The following is an 18,366-nucleotide window of genomic DNA, read 5'->3' as shown; positions in this document are numbered from 1 at the left end:
TTTTAGCGCTTTCTCCTTTAAAGGGAGTTTCATTGTTTCCTCTATCTCCTTACGTTATAATAATGAATAATTATCTGACACAACTTATTACTTTACTAAGAGGGAGAATTCTATGTCATTAAATAAATACACTTTTTTTACGATTTTCTGTTATGGTCTGGCTTTCTTTATTCCCGCTTTTTTTCCTACACCGGATCAGGCGATTCTAGCGACTACGGTGACCTATCTTACCGGTGCTTTGCTGATGATTTTTCTTTACCAAAAACAAACAGAACCCCTTCTTCATGAAAAAAAAGTTTCTTCAAAACTTGCCATTTTACTTTGGGGACTCGGCGGAATTTTTATTGCTCTGTTATTGCAAGCTGTCGCTACATCCATTGAAGGGATGTTTGGACAAACCACTCCTTCAGAAAATACGCAAAACATTATTAGTATCATCATCCAACGACCTATTTTTGCTATTGCCGTGACGATTGGCGGACCAATCATGGAAGAATTCGTTTTTCGCCGGGCAATCTTAGGCTTTGTCTCTAAGCACTTTTCTTTTTGGATTGGTGTGGTGGTCAGTTCCTTAGCGTTTGTCTTTGCTCATAACGATGGCCATTTGCTGGTTTATTTCCTGCTAGGTAGTTTTTTTGCTTGGCTGTACGCACATACCGGAAAAATTTGGACTTCGATCATTACTCATGTTGGAATGAATGCTTTGGTGGTACTTGTTCAATTATTTGCCCAGTCTCAGTCTTAATAAACAAACAAAGCTTTTGACAAAAAAATAGCTTCCTTCTACACTAAACCTAATCTTATTATCCAAGGAGGAATAACCATGAAAATCGCAATTATCGGCGCAACCGGTCATGCCGGTTCATTTATTTTACAAGAAGCAGTAAACCGTGGAATAGAAGTTACAGCAATCGTACGTCATCCAGAAAAACTCGCTACTGGGATTCCTTATCTACAAAAAGATTTATTTGATTTAACCACGGAAGATTTACAAAAATTTGATGTCGTTGTGGATGCCTTCAATGCACCTCAAGGCAAAGAAGAACTGCATCAAACCAGTATCGATCACCTGTTAAGTATTTTGGCACCTACTACCACGCGTCTACTAGTCGTTGGTGGGGCTTCTTCTTTGTTTATCGATGAAGAAAAAACACAACGCATGATTGATGGTGTACCAACGGATGCGCCTTTTTATCCAACTGCCCACAACATGTACCTTGCATTATTGGAATTGAAGAAAGATACAAAAGTTAACTGGACGTATCTCAGCCCAGCCGCCTTCTTTAACCCAGATGGTCAACGTACCGGCACCTACCAATTGAATGATGATCGCCTGATTAAAAATGCAGCCGGAAAAAGTGAAATCAGCATGGCGGATTATGCTATCGCTTTGTTAGATGAAATAGAAAATCAACAACACGTGAAAGAGCATATCAGCGTTGTTAGCCGATAAGTTCAAAAAAAGCACTGAAATTTAAAAATTTCAGTGCTTTTTTTATACGGCAAATAAATCCGTTGCTTTATCTGGATCTGTATCGTAGACTTCAAAGATTTCTCCGACACCTAAATCATGTTCCTTGAGTGTGGTTTCCATCGTCATATGTGCTAATTCTTTGATATTGTTTTCTTTACTTAAATGACCTAGATAGATTCGCTTTGTGTGATCACCAATAATATCGGTCATCACCAACGCCCCATCTTCATTGGACAAATGTCCACGATCACCAAGTATTCGCTGCTTCAAACTCCAAGGATAAGGTCCCATCCGCAGCATTTCTAAATCATGGTTGCTTTCAACCAGATAGGCATCTGCATCACGGATGATTCCACGAACATGGTCGCTGCAATAGCCGGTATCCGTTAGCATCACAAAGGACCGACCATCTTTATAAAAACGGTAAAATTGGGGTGCTGCGGCATCGTGAGAAACCCCAAAACTTTCAATATCCATATCCCCAAAGGTCAACACTTTGCCCATTTCAAAGATATGCTTTTGTTCTGTTGCAATATTCCCAATCATCCCGTCCATTGCTTGCCAAGTTTGTTCATTAGCATAAACATCTAACTTATATTTTCGAGCCATGACTCCAACTCCGTGAATATGGTCACGGTGCTCATGAGTCACTAGCAACGCGTCTAAATCTTCCGGTTTTTTTCCCACTTCAGCGAGTAACGAAGTGATTTTTTTCCCGCTCAGACCAGCATCGACTAATATTTTTTTTTGATTGCTTTCAATATACAGTGAATTACCAGAACTGCCGCTGGCTAAAATACTGATTTGAAAAGCACTACTTTCTGACATGCGGCTGACTCCCTCTCTTTAACAACTTGCTCCATTATACATAGCTTTTTAAGAATTTTCTACCTTCTGCAATGTATTATTTGTGATGATGCGGTTACTAAAGGCATTCACCATTTCTACTTGAACTAAATCATCACCGGTTTTTATCGCAACAAACCAAGCTGGCACGTACACATTTTTTTCCCGTACCTTCAAAATTCGCGTATAGGCCAGTTGCCGCCAAACAATTCGTGATTTGCTGGGAATTTTATTATTGATATACAGCGTATTTATTGCATCTTTTTCTGTATACAAGGTCATCTTTTCCCGTAACTTTTCAATTTGTGAAAGGTGTGTCTGGGTGTACCGGGCAATTTTTAACAAATCATCAACTTTCTCCAGCGAAATCGTTACACGACTTGTAGGATCGTTGAAGGGAATCGTTTCAAAAGTTTGTGCTGCCACGACTTCTGGGTATTCCTCATCTGTCAGGGAATAATTTGGCAGATACTCGTACTCGGTTCCAAATAGAATCTGACTTTCTTTACTTAAAAAGTTTTTCAGTGCGGATTCGGTTTTCTTGTCATCGCTGATATAATAGTTCTCACTAGTAACATGTGTCAACTCATCGTCCTCGACCGTCGTTCCATTTTGCAACGACTGATTCCCCGCATCCTCTTCCAATATTTGTGCCAAATCCGTTTGCTCACCACTCAAATAATAGCCTTCAAGCTTTTCATTTGATAATTCGCCGCTATATTTTATTTTATCCGAAGCTAATCGCTGTTCAATATCGATTTTTTGGTTAGACATAGAGACATTGTTTTCATCACTTTGAGCATCATGATAGAGACTGAAAAGGAAAATATTTAAACCCAGAAACGCGAGAAAAAAGATCCATTCGATTTTCTTAAAATCCAATTACTCCGCCTCCGTTTCACTTAATTGGGTCACTAATTTTTTATAAGGATACCAAGTTTCATCGTATTTGATGTACCAGGTTGGTACCAGATCTACCACGCCATTTGTATCCTTGATATCCTGCCATTGATAACCAATAATCATAGAGCGGATTTGTTCCCGATTGCCCCCAGCAGCAAGAATCTGATCAATGATCGTTTCATTATTTGCCAATTCGATTTCTTCTTCTGAAGGAATCGGCACTTGAATCGTATTCAAACTAGTCTGAATATGCACTGGCAATCCATCGCCGCTCTTATCTTCAGAGATCGTCAAATTGATCTCTCCGCGAATATCTTCACTAAACACCGGAAAGCCTTCCACAAAAATTCGATAATTTGCCGTATCCTTACTGCGGTCAAAAAAGCGGACATTACCTAAATTAGTTCCTAATCGGCTGATAAAATGAAAGCTTTGGGAATAAATATCCGTGCTGTCTTCATCCGGCAACAATTCTCCACGAAAATCCACTAATTGTTGTTCCTGCTGAATCGTCATATTTTCCGAACCGTCATACAATACGACATCTTGACTGTCCTCATTACTTTTTACATCTGCAGCGTCCTTAAAAAAGGCATCGCGAAAAACAGTATAGGCCTGTGAAGAAGAGATATAGCTGTACATCTTCATTTTCACCGGTTCTTTTAAATTAAACTGCAGATTTTGCAGACGATTTTCCTTTGTCATCGCTGTCCAAGTTGTTTTCGCTTGTTCAAGTACCTCTTGAAAATCGGTTTGATCAAACGCCATCGCCGCTTTCGTGATTTGATACCATTTCACATTGATGAAGCGAATTTCCTTTTGCTCAAAATCAAGCTGCACTTTCGTAAAATACCCATCTGCATTTTTTTCACTGCTGTTTAAATCAAACATCGTGAGATATTCCTGCAGAGAAAACGGACCGACATAATCCAGCTCAATTCCCCGTTGAATATCCGCCTGTTCTTGAAATTCATCAAAACTATCATAGGTAGTAGTCGCTAATTTTTCAATCTTTGCAGAAGTAATCAGCGGTTGTAGTTCAGAAATCAAGGTTTCTGATGTCGTTTGCTGAATGTCTTCTCCATCGATCCAAGAAACACTCAAGGGCATAAATACATCCGAAGCCTTGCGATAGTTTTGTGTGGCGATAACTTGATTCATGGTTTGTTCGTGAACCGTTCGATTGGAAGGACTCAGCCAAATCACATAAGAAAAGTACAAACTCAACGCAATCAGCAAAATCAGACCGAGACGAATAAATTTTTCAGATAATTTCATTCCCACCAGTCCCCCTCATACGGTTCATACGGTAACGTAATGTAAAATGTCGAGCCTTTTCCTTCCTTACTATCCGCCCAAATAGCGCCACCATGCGCTTTCATCACTTCACGCGAAATAGCTAATCCCAGACCAGTCCCCCCTTGTCGGCGGGCCCGCGCTTTATCCACGCGGTAAAAACGGTCAAAGACACGAAACAGATCTTTTTTCGGAATTCCCAATCCTTGATCACTGATACTTAACATGATGTTATTGTGGGTTTCTACTAGACGAACTTTAATGATTCCACCATCTGGAGAATATTTGATGGCATTATTCATGATATTGTCGATCACTTGAATCATTTTATCCGGATCAATTTCCACCCATAATTCTCGTTGTGTAAATTCCCGTTGAATCACGTATTTTTTCTCTTGATTCGTTACCATCATGTCAAAACGATCCAACACAAAACTCAGCAATTCATTGAAATTCACATATTCCAATTGTAGCTGGGCATTGCCACTATCCATGCGAGACAAACTCAGCAAATCATTGATCATCCGGATCATCCGATCGGTTTCATCCAAGGTTACTTTAAGAAAATTAGGAGCGATTTCTTCATCTTTCCACGCGCCTTCACTCAAAGCTTCAATGTAACTGCGCATGCTGGTCAACGGTGTCCGCAATTCGTGGGAAACATTAGAAACAAATTCTCGACGTTCCTGCTCCGTTTTTTCTTGCTCCGTTACATCATGCATTACAGCAACTAAACCACTAATAAACCCTGATTCTCGACGAATCATCGAAAAATCGGTGCGCAAAATAATCGTACCCCGATCAGCGGTTTCTCGTTCAATCAAAATTTCGTCAGGATTTTCAAGGATTTTTCGCAAAGTATATTCTTCTTCAATATCCAATAATTCCAGCATTGATTGACCAATCACATCTTCGCTTTGAACATTTAAAAGCATCAATGCCATCTCGTTGATCGTAATAATTTTTCCCCGACGATCTGCGGCAATTACACCATCCGTCATGTGAGACAACACACTGTCTAATCGGTTACGTTCCGACTCCATTGCATCCTGTGTTTCTTCAATCCGCTCAGCCAGCTGATTGAAGGTTTCAGCCAATTGTCCTAATTCATCTTTTCCATGAACAGCAACTTTTCGACTATAATCTCCCCGGGCAATCCGCAACGCTTGCTCTCGCATTTCACCGATCGGCTGCGTAATCGAGCGAGAGACCAATACCGCAACAATCATTGAAATTGCCGCAGCAATCAACGAAGCCGTGACAAAAATCAATGCTGTATCATAAATTTCCTGATATTTTTTTTCTATATCACTTTTCACGTACAAAACGCCGATTGCAGCATCCCCCGTGGGTGACTGAATCGGTTGTACAATAATGTACACTCTTTTTCCTGTGGCTTCATCAATCGCCCGTTTGGCAGTAAAATCGGTGGTATCTTGGTAATCATTTTTTTTGCCAATCGTACTTTTGTCAGCAGCATTAGTCGTCGCACGGACGATTCCTTTTTCATCCACCACCCGCATTTCGATCATGTCAGAAGACATTGTATTGTCCAAAATACGTTGGATTGTAGTGTCTGCCACTGTGGTATCAGAAGCATCTTTTTTACTCAACTCCGAACCAACCGTTCCGGCAAGGCTGGAAACCTGCTGATTCATATTCTTCGTAAAATTATCGATCGTTGAGTTTTCCAATCCGCGAATAAAATACGCCCCGATAATCTCGATTGAAATTAACAAAATCAAGATAAATGCGAGGGCGATTTTAAAGTTCACTGATTGAAAAAAGCGAACTTTTTTCTTCATAAATTGTCTACTCCTGTTCCGGGCTTCTTAAATAATAACCAACTCCGCGGCGAGTAACTAGGTAATTAGGATAGCTGGGTCTGTCTTCGATTTTTTCCCGTAATCGGCGAACCGTTACGTCTACTGTCCGTACATCCCCAAAATAATCATAGCCCCAAACCGTTTGCAGCAAATGTTCTCGTGTCATCACTTGACCGATATGTTTGGCAAGATAATGCAGCAATTCGAATTCTCGGTGTGTCAATTCAATGGCTTCTCCATTTTTTGTCACCATATAAGCATCTGGATGAATCGTTAAATCTCCGATAGTCAAATCAGAATTTGGTGCTTCCTCGGCTTCTTTTGCCGCAGAGGAGCCTCGGCGCAGATTTGCTTTTACTCGGGCAACCAATTCACGATTTGAAAATGGTTTGGTTACATAATCGTCTGCCCCTAATTCAAGTCCCAAAACTTTATCGATTTCTGAATCTTTTGCCGTCACCATGATGATCGGCATATCATAATTTTTTCGAACTTCACGAGCAACTTCCAAGCCATCGATTTTTGGCAACATCAAATCCAGCAAAATTAAATCTGGTTCTACTTCCTTTACTTGTTCTAAAGCCTCTTCGCCGTCATAGGCAGTATAGACCTCGTATCCTTCTTTTGTGAGATTGAACTTGACGATATCTGAAATTGGCTTTTCATCGTCAACAACTAATATTTTTTTCACAAAAAGTCACCTCTCGATCTTTTTTGTCCTACTCATTATACCTTATTTTCAATGGGTTTTCATTAATACATCCGTTATTTACCATTTTCCTAAGAAACGGACCTATTCTGATTCTCTTCTTTTTTCTTGCTATAAAGTTCCTTCTCTATCTATTATAACTTAAAAGTTGGGGAAAAAGAAAAACCAGCCACAGATGAGTGACTGGTCAAGGGAAGAAAATGAAAAGAAAAGTTTGGGTTATTGGGTATGAATAGAATATACCCTCGTTGACTTAACTGAAGCTTAAAGACAAAAAATTTTTTATTTAAAATGCCTTGCTTTTACGAATTGGCAATGCTAAAATATCTAAGTGTTAAACAGATGGGCTGTTAGCTCAGTTGGTAGAGCAGCTGACTCTTAATCAGCGGGTCGTGGGTTCGAGCCCCCCACAGCCCATTGGGTGCCAAACCCATGGATAGACAAACGCCGGTGCGAAAGCATTTTGAAGACGTTTGTGCTATCCTCTTTTTTTATTGATTATTTCTGTTGACCTAAAAACCACTCTGAAAAATCAGAGTGGTTTTTTTCTTCTATTTTAAACCTTGCTAATCTTTGTCATTGCAGGAATATCTTCAATTACTTGATAAACCTCCGCATTAATTGAATCCATGTGTTCTTTAGACAAGAAGGGAATTAACGCATCATTCACATTTATCTTCGTTTTCTTTAGATAGTTACTGGTATAAAGTAATATCGCAGCATTTAATCCTAATATGAAGAATCTGTAAATTTTACCATCCACCATACAAATATTGAGATAAAAACTAATTCTTGGTTCTTCGATAGAATCACTCGATTTGCCAATAAGAAAATCCAGACTCATAATTCTTTTCATATTTAATTTGTAAAGAACTTTATTCGTTCTTTTTAAAAATACACCGACAATTCTCCCGCTCTGTACAATGTCAATATATCCGTCTTTAATCATAATGGTGCAGTTGGTAGTCATTGCAAAATGTTTAAAAGAACTGATTGGATAGGAGCATCCATCAATATTGATCAATGCCGAAACTCTCTGATTATTTTCAAAAAAAGACTTCAAGTCATTGGTCAAAAGACTCAATGTCCAAGAATTATCCCTAAATTGCTGACTATAAACGACACTACCCTTTTTCCCAGAACTATTCATAGAAACCGACCTTTCTTTTATACCATAACTATAATTTTTAACTATCTTAAAATAATCATGCCCAAGAAGAAATTCCATCGTTCACTACATATCAGGATTAATCAGCTAGATTATACCATTTAAGGTGGGAAAAACATAGGAAATGTCTCGCTTTTTTCCTGCTTATTTCAACACTACTCTTTCATTATTCTCTTGTAAAAAATCTAATTTAAAGCTCTCTACATACAAAAAAAGAATTTACTGATAGGATAAAAGAAACTAGTTTAAATAGCATGAGCAATCTAAAATCAGCTAAATGAACAAAGGAGAATTTAAAATGGATGTAAAAGAACTAATTGAACGAAGCAATAAAATAAGAGAACGTTACCACGAATTAGAAGTAAAAAACCATGATCGTCCATGGACTGTCGAAGAAGATTTACTAGCACTTTCAAACGATATCGGAAACTTAAACCGGTTGGTTATGACAAAATTTGGCAGATACTATGATGAAACACCCTATAATTTGGAACATAAATTAGCTGAAACTATCTGGTGGTTAATTGAACTATCAAACCGATTAGATGTCGATATCGAATCAGAGCTAGAAAAATTTTTATCCGAAAAAGAAAAGCTGTAAAACCATTTAAAAGAATAGCTATCGCTTGTAGTGAGTATCCCTTTTTCTAAATTATATTACTAGGGAGGTAGTCGTATGTCGTCGTATTTGGGAAAGAAAGTGACAGTAAAAATGGATCGACCTCTAGGCTCTAAACATCCAGAGCATAATTTTATCTATCCTTTAAATTACGGTTTTATTCCTGATACGCTTTCGGGTGACGGAGAAGAAATCGATGCCTATATTATCGGAGAATTCGAACCATTGGAGGTATACGAGGGATATGTTGTAGCAATAATAGAACGACTCAATGACACCGAAGATAAGTTGGTCGTTTGTAAAGAGTTAAACAAATACAGCAAGGAACAAATCCAAGCACTCGTAGAATTTCAAGAGCGCTTTTTTAACACTACAATACTTACTTATTGATGTAAGTAAAATACAGATTGTGGCATTCACACCTAAGAAAATATTTTCATAACCAAAATTTTCAACCAACTAGTGCGGCAGAATTCGGCTGCACTATTTTTATACAAAAAAACCAGTCGCAGGAAACGACTGGTTAGGGAGAAAATGAAAAGAAAAGTTTGGGTTATTGGGTATGGATAAAGAATACCCTGCTTTGCTTAACCGAACCTTAACCTACGTGAATTAATTAAAATTTCCCCCAATAAGTTGTTCAAGTCTTTTCAATCCTTCCTGCGTATGTTATCATTTATCTAGTTTCGAAAACTAGATAAGCCTATAAATAACTTCCATTAGATAATTTTAACAAACGGAGCTGATACAATGAACACGATTAAAACCGATTTGGCTAGTTGGGGATCAGAATTGGAAAAATTTCACTTGCCTCGTTGGGAAGCATTGCCTGATTTTAATTTGTATATGGATCAAGTGATTCAGTTGATTGATCAATACCTTTCCCAAGTCATTCAACCAGAAAAACACACCTTGTTGACCCCTTCGATGGTTAACAATTATGTAAAACTCGGTCTGATCCCAGCACCACAAAAAAAACGCTATACCCGAAAACATGTCGCTTTTTTAATAGCAATCACCATGCTTAAACAAATCCTGACGATTCCTGAAATCAAAGATGGGATCATTTTCCAAGGAAAAACTAGCGGCATTCAAGAAGCCTACAATATTTTTTGCCAAGAACAAGAACAAGCGATCTATCGTATCGGCGCCCATGCCCAAAGCCAAAGTTACAATGAATCTACAGAAACAGTCGTTGAATTCATTGCCGTTCGGGCGGCTACTTCCGCCTTTGCCATGAAAATGCTCGCAGAAAAAACAATTGCATTAGAAACAACCTATTTGAAGGAGGCACCTCATGAATAAAGAAAAAATTGCTCTTTTAGTGGATTCAGGTACCGATGTTCCCGCAGAAATCATGGCGGAAAATCATATGTACATGATTCCTTTAAAAATCATTTATAGCGATCGTGAATACATCGATAAAGTTGAAATCAGCGCAGAAGAAATTTACCAACGGCTTCCGCAAGAAATCCCCAGCACCTCATTACCATCCGGAGATGCCATCAATCAAATTTTTGATCAAATCAAAGCGGATGGCTATGAAAAAGTTTTGGGCGTGACAATCTCTGCAGGTTTAAGCGGCACCCATAACATCGTGCGGCTTTTAGGCGAACAGTATGATGGATTAGAAGTCTACGTCTTAGATACTAAAAATATTGGGATTGCTGCCGGTCTTCAGGCGATTCGTGCCAATGAACTGCTGGAAGCCGGGTTATCCTTCAAGGAAATAATCTCTAAACTAGAAGCAGAGGTCAGCAAAAATACTGTTTATTTTAATGTGGCGACACTTGAATATCTACAAAAAGGTGGACGAATCGGTTTGGTCGCTTCCCTTTTAGGAACTGCTTTAAAATTAAATCCCATTATCTCTTGCAATGACGAAGGTGTCTACTACACCGTTGCCAAAGCACGTGGACGCAAAAAAAGTTTAGAAAAAACGATTGCCTTGATTCATAAGTTTGTCGGTGAACATAAAAATGTCCGACTTGCTGTTGCTCATGGCGGTGCTTATGAAGAAGCATTAGCTGTCAAAAAACAATTGCAACAGGATTTTCCTTGGGTAAAAGAATTTTACTTTGGTGAAATCTCTCCTGCGCTCGTTGTGCATACTGGTCCAGGCTTATTGGGTGTAGGTGCCCAGTTACTGGACTAAAGAATTTATTATAAAAAAAGCGAAGTCTCCTTTTGGGAAACTTCGCTTTTTTTATTTCACTTGTTCTTGTTTAACTGGACAACTTGACGTGCAGTCTTTGCAGCTGCCACCACTTTTTTTCTGACGATAAACGATCCAGCCAGCACTACCAAAAATCAGAATACTCAACAAAAAAGTCGCCATCATCTTTCACTTCCTTTTACAATCTGCACAAATGGCAGTTTTTGTTCTTTTGGTTTACGAAGAATGGCAAACAGCATTCCTCCGGCGACGACAACTGCCAAAAACGTCCCCATCGTCCACGCACCGCCTTCAAAAAATACGTGACCAAATTGATACAATAGAAAACTGACGCCATAAGCTAACCCACATTGATAACCGATTGCCAACCATGTCCATTTCAAGCTTGCCATTTCCCGATGAATAGCACCGATTGCCGCAAAACACGGTGCACACAGTAAAATAAATGCTAAAAATGAATACGCAGCAGCAGGTGTAAAGTTCATTTGCATTTGTCCCCAAATTTCCGTACCGTTCTCAGAGATTTCCGATAAATGGCCGTATAGTACGCCAAAGGTGCCAATAACATTTTCTTTTGCGACCAATCCTGTCAGTGTTGCAACGGTCCCTTGCCATTGCCCCCATCCCAATGGTGCGAATAGTGGCGCAATCAGACGCCCCAATTGTGCAAGAATACTTTGATTTTCTGCCACTGGTTGCAGCAAAAAATTATAATTTGAAGCAAACCAAATGACGATACTGGAAACAAAGATAATCGTACCGGCTTTTTTAACAAATGCCCATGCACGGTCAGTCGTTTGATGAAAAACATTGTGCATCTGCGGCAAATGATACGCCGGCAGTTCCATAATAAAGGGTGCCGGATCACTAGAAAACAACCGTGTTTTTTTCAAAGCAATCCCAGACAAAACGATGGCGGTAATTCCTAAGAAATATGCAGAAGGTGCTACCCAACTACTGTGAGGAAAGAAAGCTCCTGCGATCAGGGCAATGATTGGTAGCTTTGCCGAGCAAGGCATGAAGGTCGTCACCATAACCGTCAACCGCCGATCTTTTTCATTTTCAATGGTACGGCTGGCCATTACTCCCGGCACACCGCATCCAGTCGCAATCAGCATAGGAATAAATGACTTTCCCGATAAACCAAATTTTCGAAACAGGCGATCCATGACGAAGGCAATGCGCGCCATGTAGCCGCAGTCCTCTAACAATGACAAACAGAAAAACAAGACGATGATTTGCGGTAAAAACCCTAAAACTGCGCCAACACCTGCTAAAATTCCATTTAAAATCAACTGTTGCATCCAATCAGCAACTTGCCAACTCACCAACGTTTTTTCCACCCATTGAGGAAGCACCGAACCAAATAACACATCGTTAATCCAGTCTGTACCGATCGTGCCGATGGTTTGAATTGACAGATAGTAGATTCCCCACATCATCAAAGCAAAAATAGGCAAAGCCAAAAAGCGGTTCGTTACTACTTGATCGATTTTATCACTAACGGTCTCCACAAAATTACTTTCTTGGTTTGCACACAACGCCACTAATCGGGCGATAAATTCATAGCGCTCATTGATTAGGATTGCTTCGCTGGTATCATTAAAGATTTTCTCCGTAATTTTTATGATTTCATTGATTTCTTTTTGTTGAATTTTTGACAAATTTACTTGTTGACAAACGACCGGATCTTGTTCGAATAATTTGACAGCATACCAACGCGCCTGTTTTTCCGGTACCGTATTGCCTAACACATCATTGATTTCACTCAAAGCGGCTTCCAATTTTGGATCATACACCGGATAATGGATTTCTGGCGGAAAAATTTCTGCCGCCTGCAAGCTTTTATGAATTAATTCATCCAGACCTTGTTTTTTCAACGCACTCATTCCGACAACGGGGGTTTGCAGTCCGTAAGCAAGTTTTTCCAGATTGATTTTTTTGCCGCTTTTTTTCACGACATCCATCATATTAACTCCTACAACCACCGGTATGCCGGTTTCTAAAAGCTGTGTTGTTAAATAAAGGTTACGTTCTAAATTGCTGCCGTCAATGATGTTAACGATGACGTCTGGACGATCCTGCAACAAATAATCCCGAGCCACAATTTCTTCTGGTGTATATGGAGAAAGGGAATAGATTCCCGGAAGGTCTTGAATGATAACTTCTTTATTTTTTCGTAAGTTTCCGGCTTTGCGTTCTACTGTTACACCGGGCCAATTCCCAACAGACTGGGTTGCACCTGTCAATTGATTGAAGGTACTGGTTTTTCCGCTGTTCGGATTTCCTGCTAATGCTAGATAGGTTTCTCGCATTTTTACTGCTCCTTTTCTACTAAGATATAGGCAGCTTCATTTTTTCGAAGAGTCAATTCAGAGCCGCGAACGGTAATTTCAATCGGATCACCTAAAGGAGCCCGTTTCCGAACTTGTACTCGAACATTTTTAGTCAGGCCCATATCCATCAACCGCCGTTTGACAGCTCCTTCACCATGAACACCCACAACAGTTGCTGTATCTCCGATCGCCAATTGATCTAATGACACCCACTCACCGGTTTCTTTGGCTTCCTCGATCATGATTTTTTCTAAAATTTGCTGATCCAATGCCAAGCGGCTATTGTGCAGCAGAACAATACCGTTTTCTCCTACCGTTTGCAGCAAGACAACTTTACTGCCGGGAATCAAACCAAGATGATTCAAATGAAGCTGAATTTCTGCCGTCGTCTGAATCTCTTTTACCTGATAGACTTTATGGGTTTTCGCTTCACTTAATTTTCTCATCCCGCCGACTCCATTCTTGTGTAGTTATTTACAATCGCAAATGATAATTATTCTCAGTTAAAGAGTACGTTCTTTACCTCAAAAAGTCAATCCAATTTCGAAAATTGCTATCTCTTTCACATAGAAAAATTTATTTGCTTTTTTTTACTCGTTTTATTTATACAACCCCCTGTTTATTTTCTTCTTAATCAAGAAACGGTGAGATTTCCAGCACATTCATTTTTGTATAAAAACACAAAATTTAGTACCCTTCGATTTCACAAACACAAGATGTAGTGTTTCTTTGTTGACTTTTTTCTGTCCTGACTTATACTTAGTTTATAATAATTTTTCCCAAAACAGGAACAAGGAGGGGCGCGTAATGACTATTACCGTATTTTCAAAAAATAATTGTATGCAATGTAAAATGACAAAACGCTTTTTAACGGAAAACAATATTGCCTTTCAAGAAGTGAATATCGACGAACAACCAGAAATGATCGATCAATTAAAGGAACAAGGCTTCCAGAGCGTTCCCGTCGTAACTTCCGACGCACAACCAATCATCGGATTTCGACCAGATCAACTACGTCAACTAGCGTCTTGATTTTTTCTTCGCTAACTTTGTAAACCTCGGATTTGTCAGCCTTGTAAGCCAGCAAATCCTTTTTTATCGCTTAAAAAACTTGAACGAAAGAAGGGTCTTCCCATGAGTTTAAAAAATATTTCCGACGTTAGTTATTTCAAGTTGAATAATGAAATCAACCGACCTGTCGATGGACAAATCCCTTTGAACAAGGATAAAGAAGCACTAGCTGCTTTTTTTGCTGAAAATGTCGAACCAAACACTAAGACATTCGCTTCTATTAAAGAAAAAATTGATTACTTGGTAGCCAATGATTATTTGGAAAAAGAATTTCTAGCAAATTATTCCGATGCCTTCATTGAAAAATTGTATCAATTTCTTGATGAGCAAAATTTTCAATTCAAATCCTTTATGGCAGCCTACAAATTTTATTCTCAATATGCGCTAAAAACCAATGATGGTACTGCTTATCTTGAATCCTATGAAGATCGTGTGGCGTTCAATGCATTGTATTTTGCCAATGGCGACGAAGCTTTGGCTTTAGCATTAGCTGATGAAATGATTCATCAGCGTTACCAACCAGCGACCCCTTCTTTCTTGAATGCTGGACGGAAACGTCGTGGAGAATTGGTTTCTTGTTTCCTAATCCAAATCACCGACGATATGAATGCTATTGGGCGTGGGATCAATTCTGCCTTGCAACTGTCACGAATCGGCGGTGGCGTTGGAATCACCTTGTCTAATTTACGAGAAGCCGGCGCACCCATCAAAGGGTATGAAGGAGCTGCCAGCGGTGTGATGCCTGTCATGAAATTATTCGAAGACAGCTTCAGCTATTCCAACCAATTGGGACAACGACAAGGTGCCGGTGTCGTTTATCTGAATGTTTTTCATCCAGATATCATCAGCTTTTTATCCGCAAAAAAAGAAAATGCCGATGAAAAAATCCGCGTAAAAACCTTGTCTCTTGGAGTCATCGTACCGGATAAATTTTATGAACTGACTCGAAAAAATGAAGACATGTATTTGTTCAGCCCTTATAGCGTTGAAAAAGAATACGGCGTGCCTTTTTCTTATGTCGACATCACCAAAGAATACGATAAATTGGTAGCAAATCCCAAGATTCGTAAAACAAAAATCAAAGCCCGTGATTTAGAAAACGAAATTTCTAAATTACAACAAGAATCTGGTTATCCTTATGTGATAAATATCGATACAGCCAACCGAACCAACCCGATTGACGGTAAGATCATTATGAGTAATCTTTGTTCTGAGATCCTGCAAGTACAACAACCTTCACTAATCAATGGCAAGCAAGAATACGAAGTGATGGGAACGGATATTTCTTGTAATCTTGGCTCCACCAATATTGTAAATTTGATGGAAAGCCCTGATTTTGGTAAATCTGTCCGAACCATGACACGAGCATTGACTTTTGTTACAGATGCCTCAGATATTGACGTGGTTCCATCGATCCAACATGGCAATAACTTAGCGCATACGATTGGTCTTGGCGGGATGGGCTTGCATACGTTCTTTGCAAAGCATCATATGGAATACGGCTCACCAGAATCCCTTGAATTCACAGATCTTTATTTCATGCTGTTGAACTATTGGACCTTAGTTGAAAGCAACGCCATCGCTCGTGAACGGCAAACCGTTTTCCATAATTTTGAAAAATCCGCTTATGCAGACGGCAGCTATTTTGATAAATACACGACGGGGAACTTCCAACCAAAATCAGAAAAAATCAAAGAAATCTTTGCAGATATCTTTTTACCAAGTGGAGAAGATTGGCAAAAATTACAAGCAGCCGTTAAAAAAGATGGTTTGTATCATCAAAACCGGCTTGCAGTCGCACCAAACGGCTCGATTTCTTACATCAACGATACTAGTGCTAGCCTGCACCCAATTACTCGAATGATTGAAGAACGGCAAGAAAAGAAAATCGGTAAAATTTACTATCCAGCGGCTTACTTGTCCAACGACACGATTCCTTTTTACAAATCCGCTTACGATATGGATATGCGTAAAGTGATTGACGTGTATGCCACTGCCCAACAGCATATCGACCAAGGAATGAGCCTGACACTTTTCATGCGTTCAGAAATTCCTGAAGGTTTGTATGAATGGAAAACAACCAATAAACAAACCACGCGGGATTTGAATATCTTGCGTCACTATGCCTTTAATAAAGGCATCAAGTCTATTTATTATGTACGAACATTTACCGATGATGCAGAAGAAATCGGTAGCAACCAATGCGAAAGCTGTGTCATTTGATGCAACTAAACGACAACACAAATTTTCTTGCAGAATATTATTACCAAAATAGGAACTAGGATGTCACTTCCACTTTTCTAAGTATTTCTAGTGGAATGATATTCGTTGTGAACATCAGACTAAATTTTCTTGCAGAAAATTTATTACCAAAATAGGAACTAGGATGTCACTTCCACTTTTTTAAGTATTTCTAGTGGAATGATATTCGTTGTGAACATCAGACTAAATTTTCTTGCAGAAAATTTATTACCAAAATAGGAACTAGGAGCGAAATCAGATGGCAACCTATTATGAAGCAATCAACTGGAATGAAATTGAAGACATCATCGATAAATCCACATGGGAAAAATTGACAGAACAATTTTGGCTGGATACTCGGATTCCCCTATCCAACGATTTGGACGACTGGCGAACACTTTCTGATCTTGAAAAAACCACCGTTGGGTACGTCTTTGGCGGCTTGACTTTATTAGACACGGTTCAATCAGAAAGTGGAATGGATCAGCTACGCAAAGATGTTCGGACCCCCCATGAGGAAGCTGTTTTAAATAATATTCAATTCATGGAATCAGTGCATGCTAAAAGCTATTCTTCCATTTTCAGCACTTTGAATACTAAAGCCGAGATTGATGATATTTTTGAGTGGACCAATACAAATCCCTACCTGCAAAAAAAAGCAGAGCGAATTAATGAAATCTATAAAAACGGTACACCTTTGGAAAAGAAAATCGCTAGTGTTTTTCTAGAAACTTTTCTTTTCTACTCAGGATTTTATACGCCCTTGTACTACCTTGGAAATAATAAATTAGCCAATGTTGCTGAAATCATTAAATTGATTATCCGTGATGAATCAGTGCATGGAACCTATATCGGCTACAAATTCCAACTTGGTTTTAATGAATTACCTGAAGCGGAACAAGACAAGCTGAAGGAATGGATGTACGACCTCCTGTATGAATTGTATGAAAATGAAGAACGATACACAGAAGAATTGTACAACGAAATTGGTTGGACGGAAGAAGTAAAAACTTTCCTCCGTTACAACGCCAACAAAGCCTTGATGAACTTAGGACAAGACCCACTCTTTCCGGATACCGCTAATGACGTCAATCCAATCGTCATGAACGGCATTTCCACTGGAACGAGCAATCATGACTTTTTCTCCCAAGTTGGTAACGGCTATTTATTAGGAACCGTCGAAGCAATGAACGATGATGACTACCTGATTGGCTTGGATAATGAATAAATTTGAACCGCGACTTTTCTAGTTGCGGTTTTTTTCTATTTTACAGCCCACTCCTTTTGGGCTCTTTGTCAAATAGTGTTGTTTTGAATTAAATCTGGAAAAGAGAGCATTCCGGTGTTCTCTTTTTTTGTTATTTAAATGATTATACAGAGATTCTGCTGAATAAGAATTCTCTTGCGCAGGTGGCGGAAAGTACGAAAACCAAAAGCAATCCGTTTGATCACTTTGATTAAATTATTTTTCCCTTCAAGCTTGCCGTTGGAATAAGGGTATTTTAAGGCGTTGCAAATCGCTATTCTGTGTTTGTTTAGGTAAAGAATTGCCTTTTTAAACTCCTGATTTAAATGCACTGGAAGGGTATCTATTAAGTTGAAAAAGGTCGTGTGGTCCTTATTTTCGAAGGATTCTAAAAGATCTTGGTAAACGTCATAACTTTCTCTTAACTCTGGATTGATTGATAATAGATGGTCCTT

The 18,366-nt window shown here is 39.1% G+C and carries 19 protein-coding genes and 1 tRNA gene; 10 read left to right on the top strand and 10 right to left on the bottom strand.

Annotation, left to right across the window (positions count from 1 at the left end):
• Window positions 1-112 precede the first annotated feature (112 nt).
• Window positions 113-745: a CPBP family intramembrane glutamic endopeptidase gene (locus BAU16_RS11895; RefSeq protein ID WP_161527171.1), complete on the top strand. Its 633-nt coding sequence runs from the start codon at window positions 113-115 to the stop codon at window positions 743-745.
• Window positions 746-823: 78 nt separating this feature from the next.
• A complete protein-coding gene (locus BAU16_RS11890) occupies window positions 824-1,453 on the top strand; it encodes an NAD(P)-dependent oxidoreductase (RefSeq protein ID WP_161527170.1) in 630 nt (209 codons plus the stop codon).
• Window positions 1,454-1,495: 42 nt separating this feature from the next.
• Here BAU16_RS11890 and BAU16_RS11885 read toward each other — a convergent pair whose 3' ends face one another.
• From BAU16_RS11885 to yycF, 5 genes are read right to left on the bottom strand one after another with little or no spacing between them, the layout of a single operon-like run.
• Window positions 1,496-2,302, bottom strand: coding sequence for an MBL fold metallo-hydrolase (locus tag BAU16_RS11885; RefSeq protein ID WP_048604005.1), 807 nt, complete (start codon window positions 2,300-2,302; stop codon window positions 1,496-1,498).
• 48 nt (window positions 2,303-2,350) lie between these two features.
• Complete coding sequence (locus BAU16_RS11880; protein WP_048604004.1) at window positions 2,351-3,202, bottom strand: two-component system regulatory protein YycI; 852 nt, start codon at window positions 3,200-3,202, stop codon at window positions 2,351-2,353.
• Complete coding sequence (locus BAU16_RS11875) at window positions 3,203-4,501, bottom strand: YycH family regulatory protein (protein ID WP_161527169.1); 1,299 nt, start codon at window positions 4,499-4,501, stop codon at window positions 3,203-3,205.
• Entirely contained in the window at window positions 4,498-6,324 is a 1,827-nt protein-coding gene (walK, locus tag BAU16_RS11870; RefSeq protein WP_161527168.1) for a cell wall metabolism sensor histidine kinase WalK, read from the bottom strand. The genes BAU16_RS11875 and walK overlap by 4 nt, the downstream gene beginning before the upstream one ends.
• Before the next feature lie 7 nt (window positions 6,325-6,331).
• On the bottom strand, window positions 6,332-7,036 hold the full coding sequence (gene yycF / locus BAU16_RS11865) for a response regulator YycF (protein ID WP_048604001.1): 705 nt from the start codon (window positions 7,034-7,036) through the stop codon (window positions 6,332-6,334).
• A gap of 362 nt (window positions 7,037-7,398) precedes the next feature.
• Between yycF and BAU16_RS11860 the strand changes: the two genes are divergently transcribed.
• Window positions 7,399-7,471 (top strand) — tRNA-Lys (locus BAU16_RS11860).
• 139 nt (window positions 7,472-7,610) lie between these two features.
• On the opposite strand, the gene BAU16_RS11855 is transcribed toward BAU16_RS11860, so the two are convergent.
• Window positions 7,611-8,282 (bottom strand): hypothetical protein, encoded by a 672-nt coding sequence (locus BAU16_RS11855; protein WP_161527167.1) that lies wholly within the window; start codon window positions 8,280-8,282, stop codon window positions 7,611-7,613.
• A 238-nt stretch (window positions 8,283-8,520) separates the two neighbouring features.
• Here BAU16_RS11855 and BAU16_RS11850 point away from each other — a divergent pair, with 238 nt between their 5' ends.
• The 4 genes from BAU16_RS11850 to BAU16_RS11835 all read left to right on the top strand — a co-directional run bounded on the left by BAU16_RS11850 (window position 8,521) and on the right by BAU16_RS11835 (window position 10,996).
• Window positions 8,521-8,823 (top strand): MazG-like protein, encoded by a 303-nt coding sequence (locus BAU16_RS11850; RefSeq protein WP_048603999.1) that lies wholly within the window; start codon window positions 8,521-8,523, stop codon window positions 8,821-8,823.
• Between the two features lie 75 nt (window positions 8,824-8,898).
• The gene (locus tag BAU16_RS11845) at window positions 8,899-9,231 is read left to right on the top strand and encodes an inorganic diphosphatase (protein WP_161527166.1); all 333 of its coding nucleotides are present in this window, start codon (window positions 8,899-8,901) and stop codon (window positions 9,229-9,231) included.
• Between the two features lie 360 nt (window positions 9,232-9,591).
• Complete coding sequence (locus tag BAU16_RS11840) at window positions 9,592-10,146, top strand: DUF1836 domain-containing protein (RefSeq protein WP_161527165.1); 555 nt, start codon at window positions 9,592-9,594, stop codon at window positions 10,144-10,146.
• Complete coding sequence (locus tag BAU16_RS11835) at window positions 10,139-10,996, top strand: DegV family protein (RefSeq protein ID WP_161527164.1); 858 nt, start codon at window positions 10,139-10,141, stop codon at window positions 10,994-10,996. The genes BAU16_RS11840 and BAU16_RS11835 overlap by 8 nt, the downstream gene beginning before the upstream one ends.
• Window positions 10,997-11,047: 51 nt before the next feature.
• Here BAU16_RS11835 and BAU16_RS11830 read toward each other — a convergent pair whose 3' ends face one another.
• The 3 genes from BAU16_RS11830 to BAU16_RS11820 are packed head-to-tail and all read right to left on the bottom strand — an operon-like array spanning window position 11,048 to window position 13,799.
• A complete protein-coding gene (locus BAU16_RS11830) occupies window positions 11,048-11,179 on the bottom strand; it encodes a FeoB-associated Cys-rich membrane protein (protein WP_161527176.1) in 132 nt (43 codons plus the stop codon).
• Window positions 11,179-13,332 carry a ferrous iron transport protein B gene (feoB, locus tag BAU16_RS11825; RefSeq protein ID WP_161527163.1) on the bottom strand — a complete coding sequence of 718 codons (2,154 nt, stop codon included), beginning with the start codon at window positions 13,330-13,332 and terminating at the stop codon, window positions 11,179-11,181. The genes BAU16_RS11830 and feoB overlap by 1 nt, the downstream gene beginning before the upstream one ends.
• A gap of 2 nt (window positions 13,333-13,334) precedes the next feature.
• Complete coding sequence (locus BAU16_RS11820; protein WP_161527162.1) at window positions 13,335-13,799, bottom strand: FeoA family protein; 465 nt, start codon at window positions 13,797-13,799, stop codon at window positions 13,335-13,337.
• Window positions 13,800-14,160: 361 nt separating this feature from the next.
• Here BAU16_RS11820 and nrdH point away from each other — a divergent pair, with 361 nt between their 5' ends.
• The 3 genes from nrdH to nrdF all read left to right on the top strand — a co-directional run bounded on the left by nrdH (window position 14,161) and on the right by nrdF (window position 17,893).
• Window positions 14,161-14,385: a glutaredoxin-like protein NrdH gene (nrdH, locus tag BAU16_RS11815; RefSeq protein ID WP_048603993.1), complete on the top strand. Its 225-nt coding sequence runs from the start codon at window positions 14,161-14,163 to the stop codon at window positions 14,383-14,385.
• A gap of 102 nt (window positions 14,386-14,487) precedes the next feature.
• Complete coding sequence (gene nrdE / locus BAU16_RS11810) at window positions 14,488-16,647, top strand: class 1b ribonucleoside-diphosphate reductase subunit alpha (RefSeq protein ID WP_161527161.1); 2,160 nt, start codon at window positions 14,488-14,490, stop codon at window positions 16,645-16,647.
• 277 nt (window positions 16,648-16,924) lie between these two features.
• Window positions 16,925-17,893, top strand: a complete 969-nt coding sequence (gene nrdF, locus BAU16_RS11805) for a class 1b ribonucleoside-diphosphate reductase subunit beta (protein WP_161527160.1) — start codon at window positions 16,925-16,927, stop codon at window positions 17,891-17,893.
• 134 nt (window positions 17,894-18,027) lie between these two features.
• Here the strand turns inward: nrdF and BAU16_RS11800 are convergent.
• The coding region (locus BAU16_RS11800; RefSeq protein WP_161526377.1) for a transposase at window positions 18,028-18,366 on the bottom strand (339 nt) is incomplete at its 5' end.

This window comes from Enterococcus sp. JM9B, from assembly GCF_009933265.1.
Lineage (GTDB): Bacteria > Bacillota > Bacilli > Lactobacillales > Enterococcaceae > Enterococcus_C > Enterococcus_C songbeiensis.
This window is presented reverse-complemented; position numbering and strand designations above follow the sequence as displayed.

Bases quoted from the DNA above. Each gene is read 5' to 3' on its own strand.
- BAU16_RS11875 (WP_161527169.1), bottom strand. From the start codon at position 4,501: ATGAAATTATCTGAAAAATTTATTCGTCTCGGTCTGATTTTGCTGATT.
- BAU16_RS11835 (WP_161527164.1), top strand. From the start codon at position 10,139: ATGAATAAAGAAAAAATTGCTCTTTTAGTGGATTCAGGTACCGATGTT.
- nrdE (WP_161527161.1), top strand. From the start codon at position 14,488: ATGAGTTTAAAAAATATTTCCGACGTTAGTTATTTCAAGTTGAATAAT.
- BAU16_RS11840 (WP_161527165.1), top strand. From the start codon at position 9,592: ATGAACACGATTAAAACCGATTTGGCTAGTTGGGGATCAGAATTGGAA.
- BAU16_RS11830 (WP_161527176.1), bottom strand. From the start codon at position 11,179: ATGGCGACTTTTTTGTTGAGTATTCTGATTTTTGGTAGTGCTGGCTGG.
- nrdF (WP_161527160.1), top strand. From the start codon at position 16,925: ATGGCAACCTATTATGAAGCAATCAACTGGAATGAAATTGAAGACATC.
- BAU16_RS11845 (WP_161527166.1), top strand. From the start codon at position 8,899: ATGTCGTCGTATTTGGGAAAGAAAGTGACAGTAAAAATGGATCGACCT.
- nrdH (WP_048603993.1), top strand. From the start codon at position 14,161: ATGACTATTACCGTATTTTCAAAAAATAATTGTATGCAATGTAAAATG.
- BAU16_RS11895 (WP_161527171.1), top strand. From the start codon at position 113: ATGTCATTAAATAAATACACTTTTTTTACGATTTTCTGTTATGGTCTG.
- BAU16_RS11850 (WP_048603999.1), top strand. From the start codon at position 8,521: ATGGATGTAAAAGAACTAATTGAACGAAGCAATAAAATAAGAGAACGT.
- feoB (WP_161527163.1), bottom strand. From the start codon at position 13,332: ATGCGAGAAACCTATCTAGCATTAGCAGGAAATCCGAACAGCGGAAAA.
- BAU16_RS11820 (WP_161527162.1), bottom strand. From the start codon at position 13,799: ATGAGAAAATTAAGTGAAGCGAAAACCCATAAAGTCTATCAGGTAAAA.
- BAU16_RS11855 (WP_161527167.1), bottom strand. From the start codon at position 8,282: ATGGAATTTCTTCTTGGGCATGATTATTTTAAGATAGTTAAAAATTAT.
- walK (WP_161527168.1), bottom strand. From the start codon at position 6,324: ATGAAGAAAAAAGTTCGCTTTTTTCAATCAGTGAACTTTAAAATCGCC.
- BAU16_RS11890 (WP_161527170.1), top strand. From the start codon at position 824: ATGAAAATCGCAATTATCGGCGCAACCGGTCATGCCGGTTCATTTATT.
- BAU16_RS11885 (WP_048604005.1), bottom strand. From the start codon at position 2,302: ATGTCAGAAAGTAGTGCTTTTCAAATCAGTATTTTAGCCAGCGGCAGT.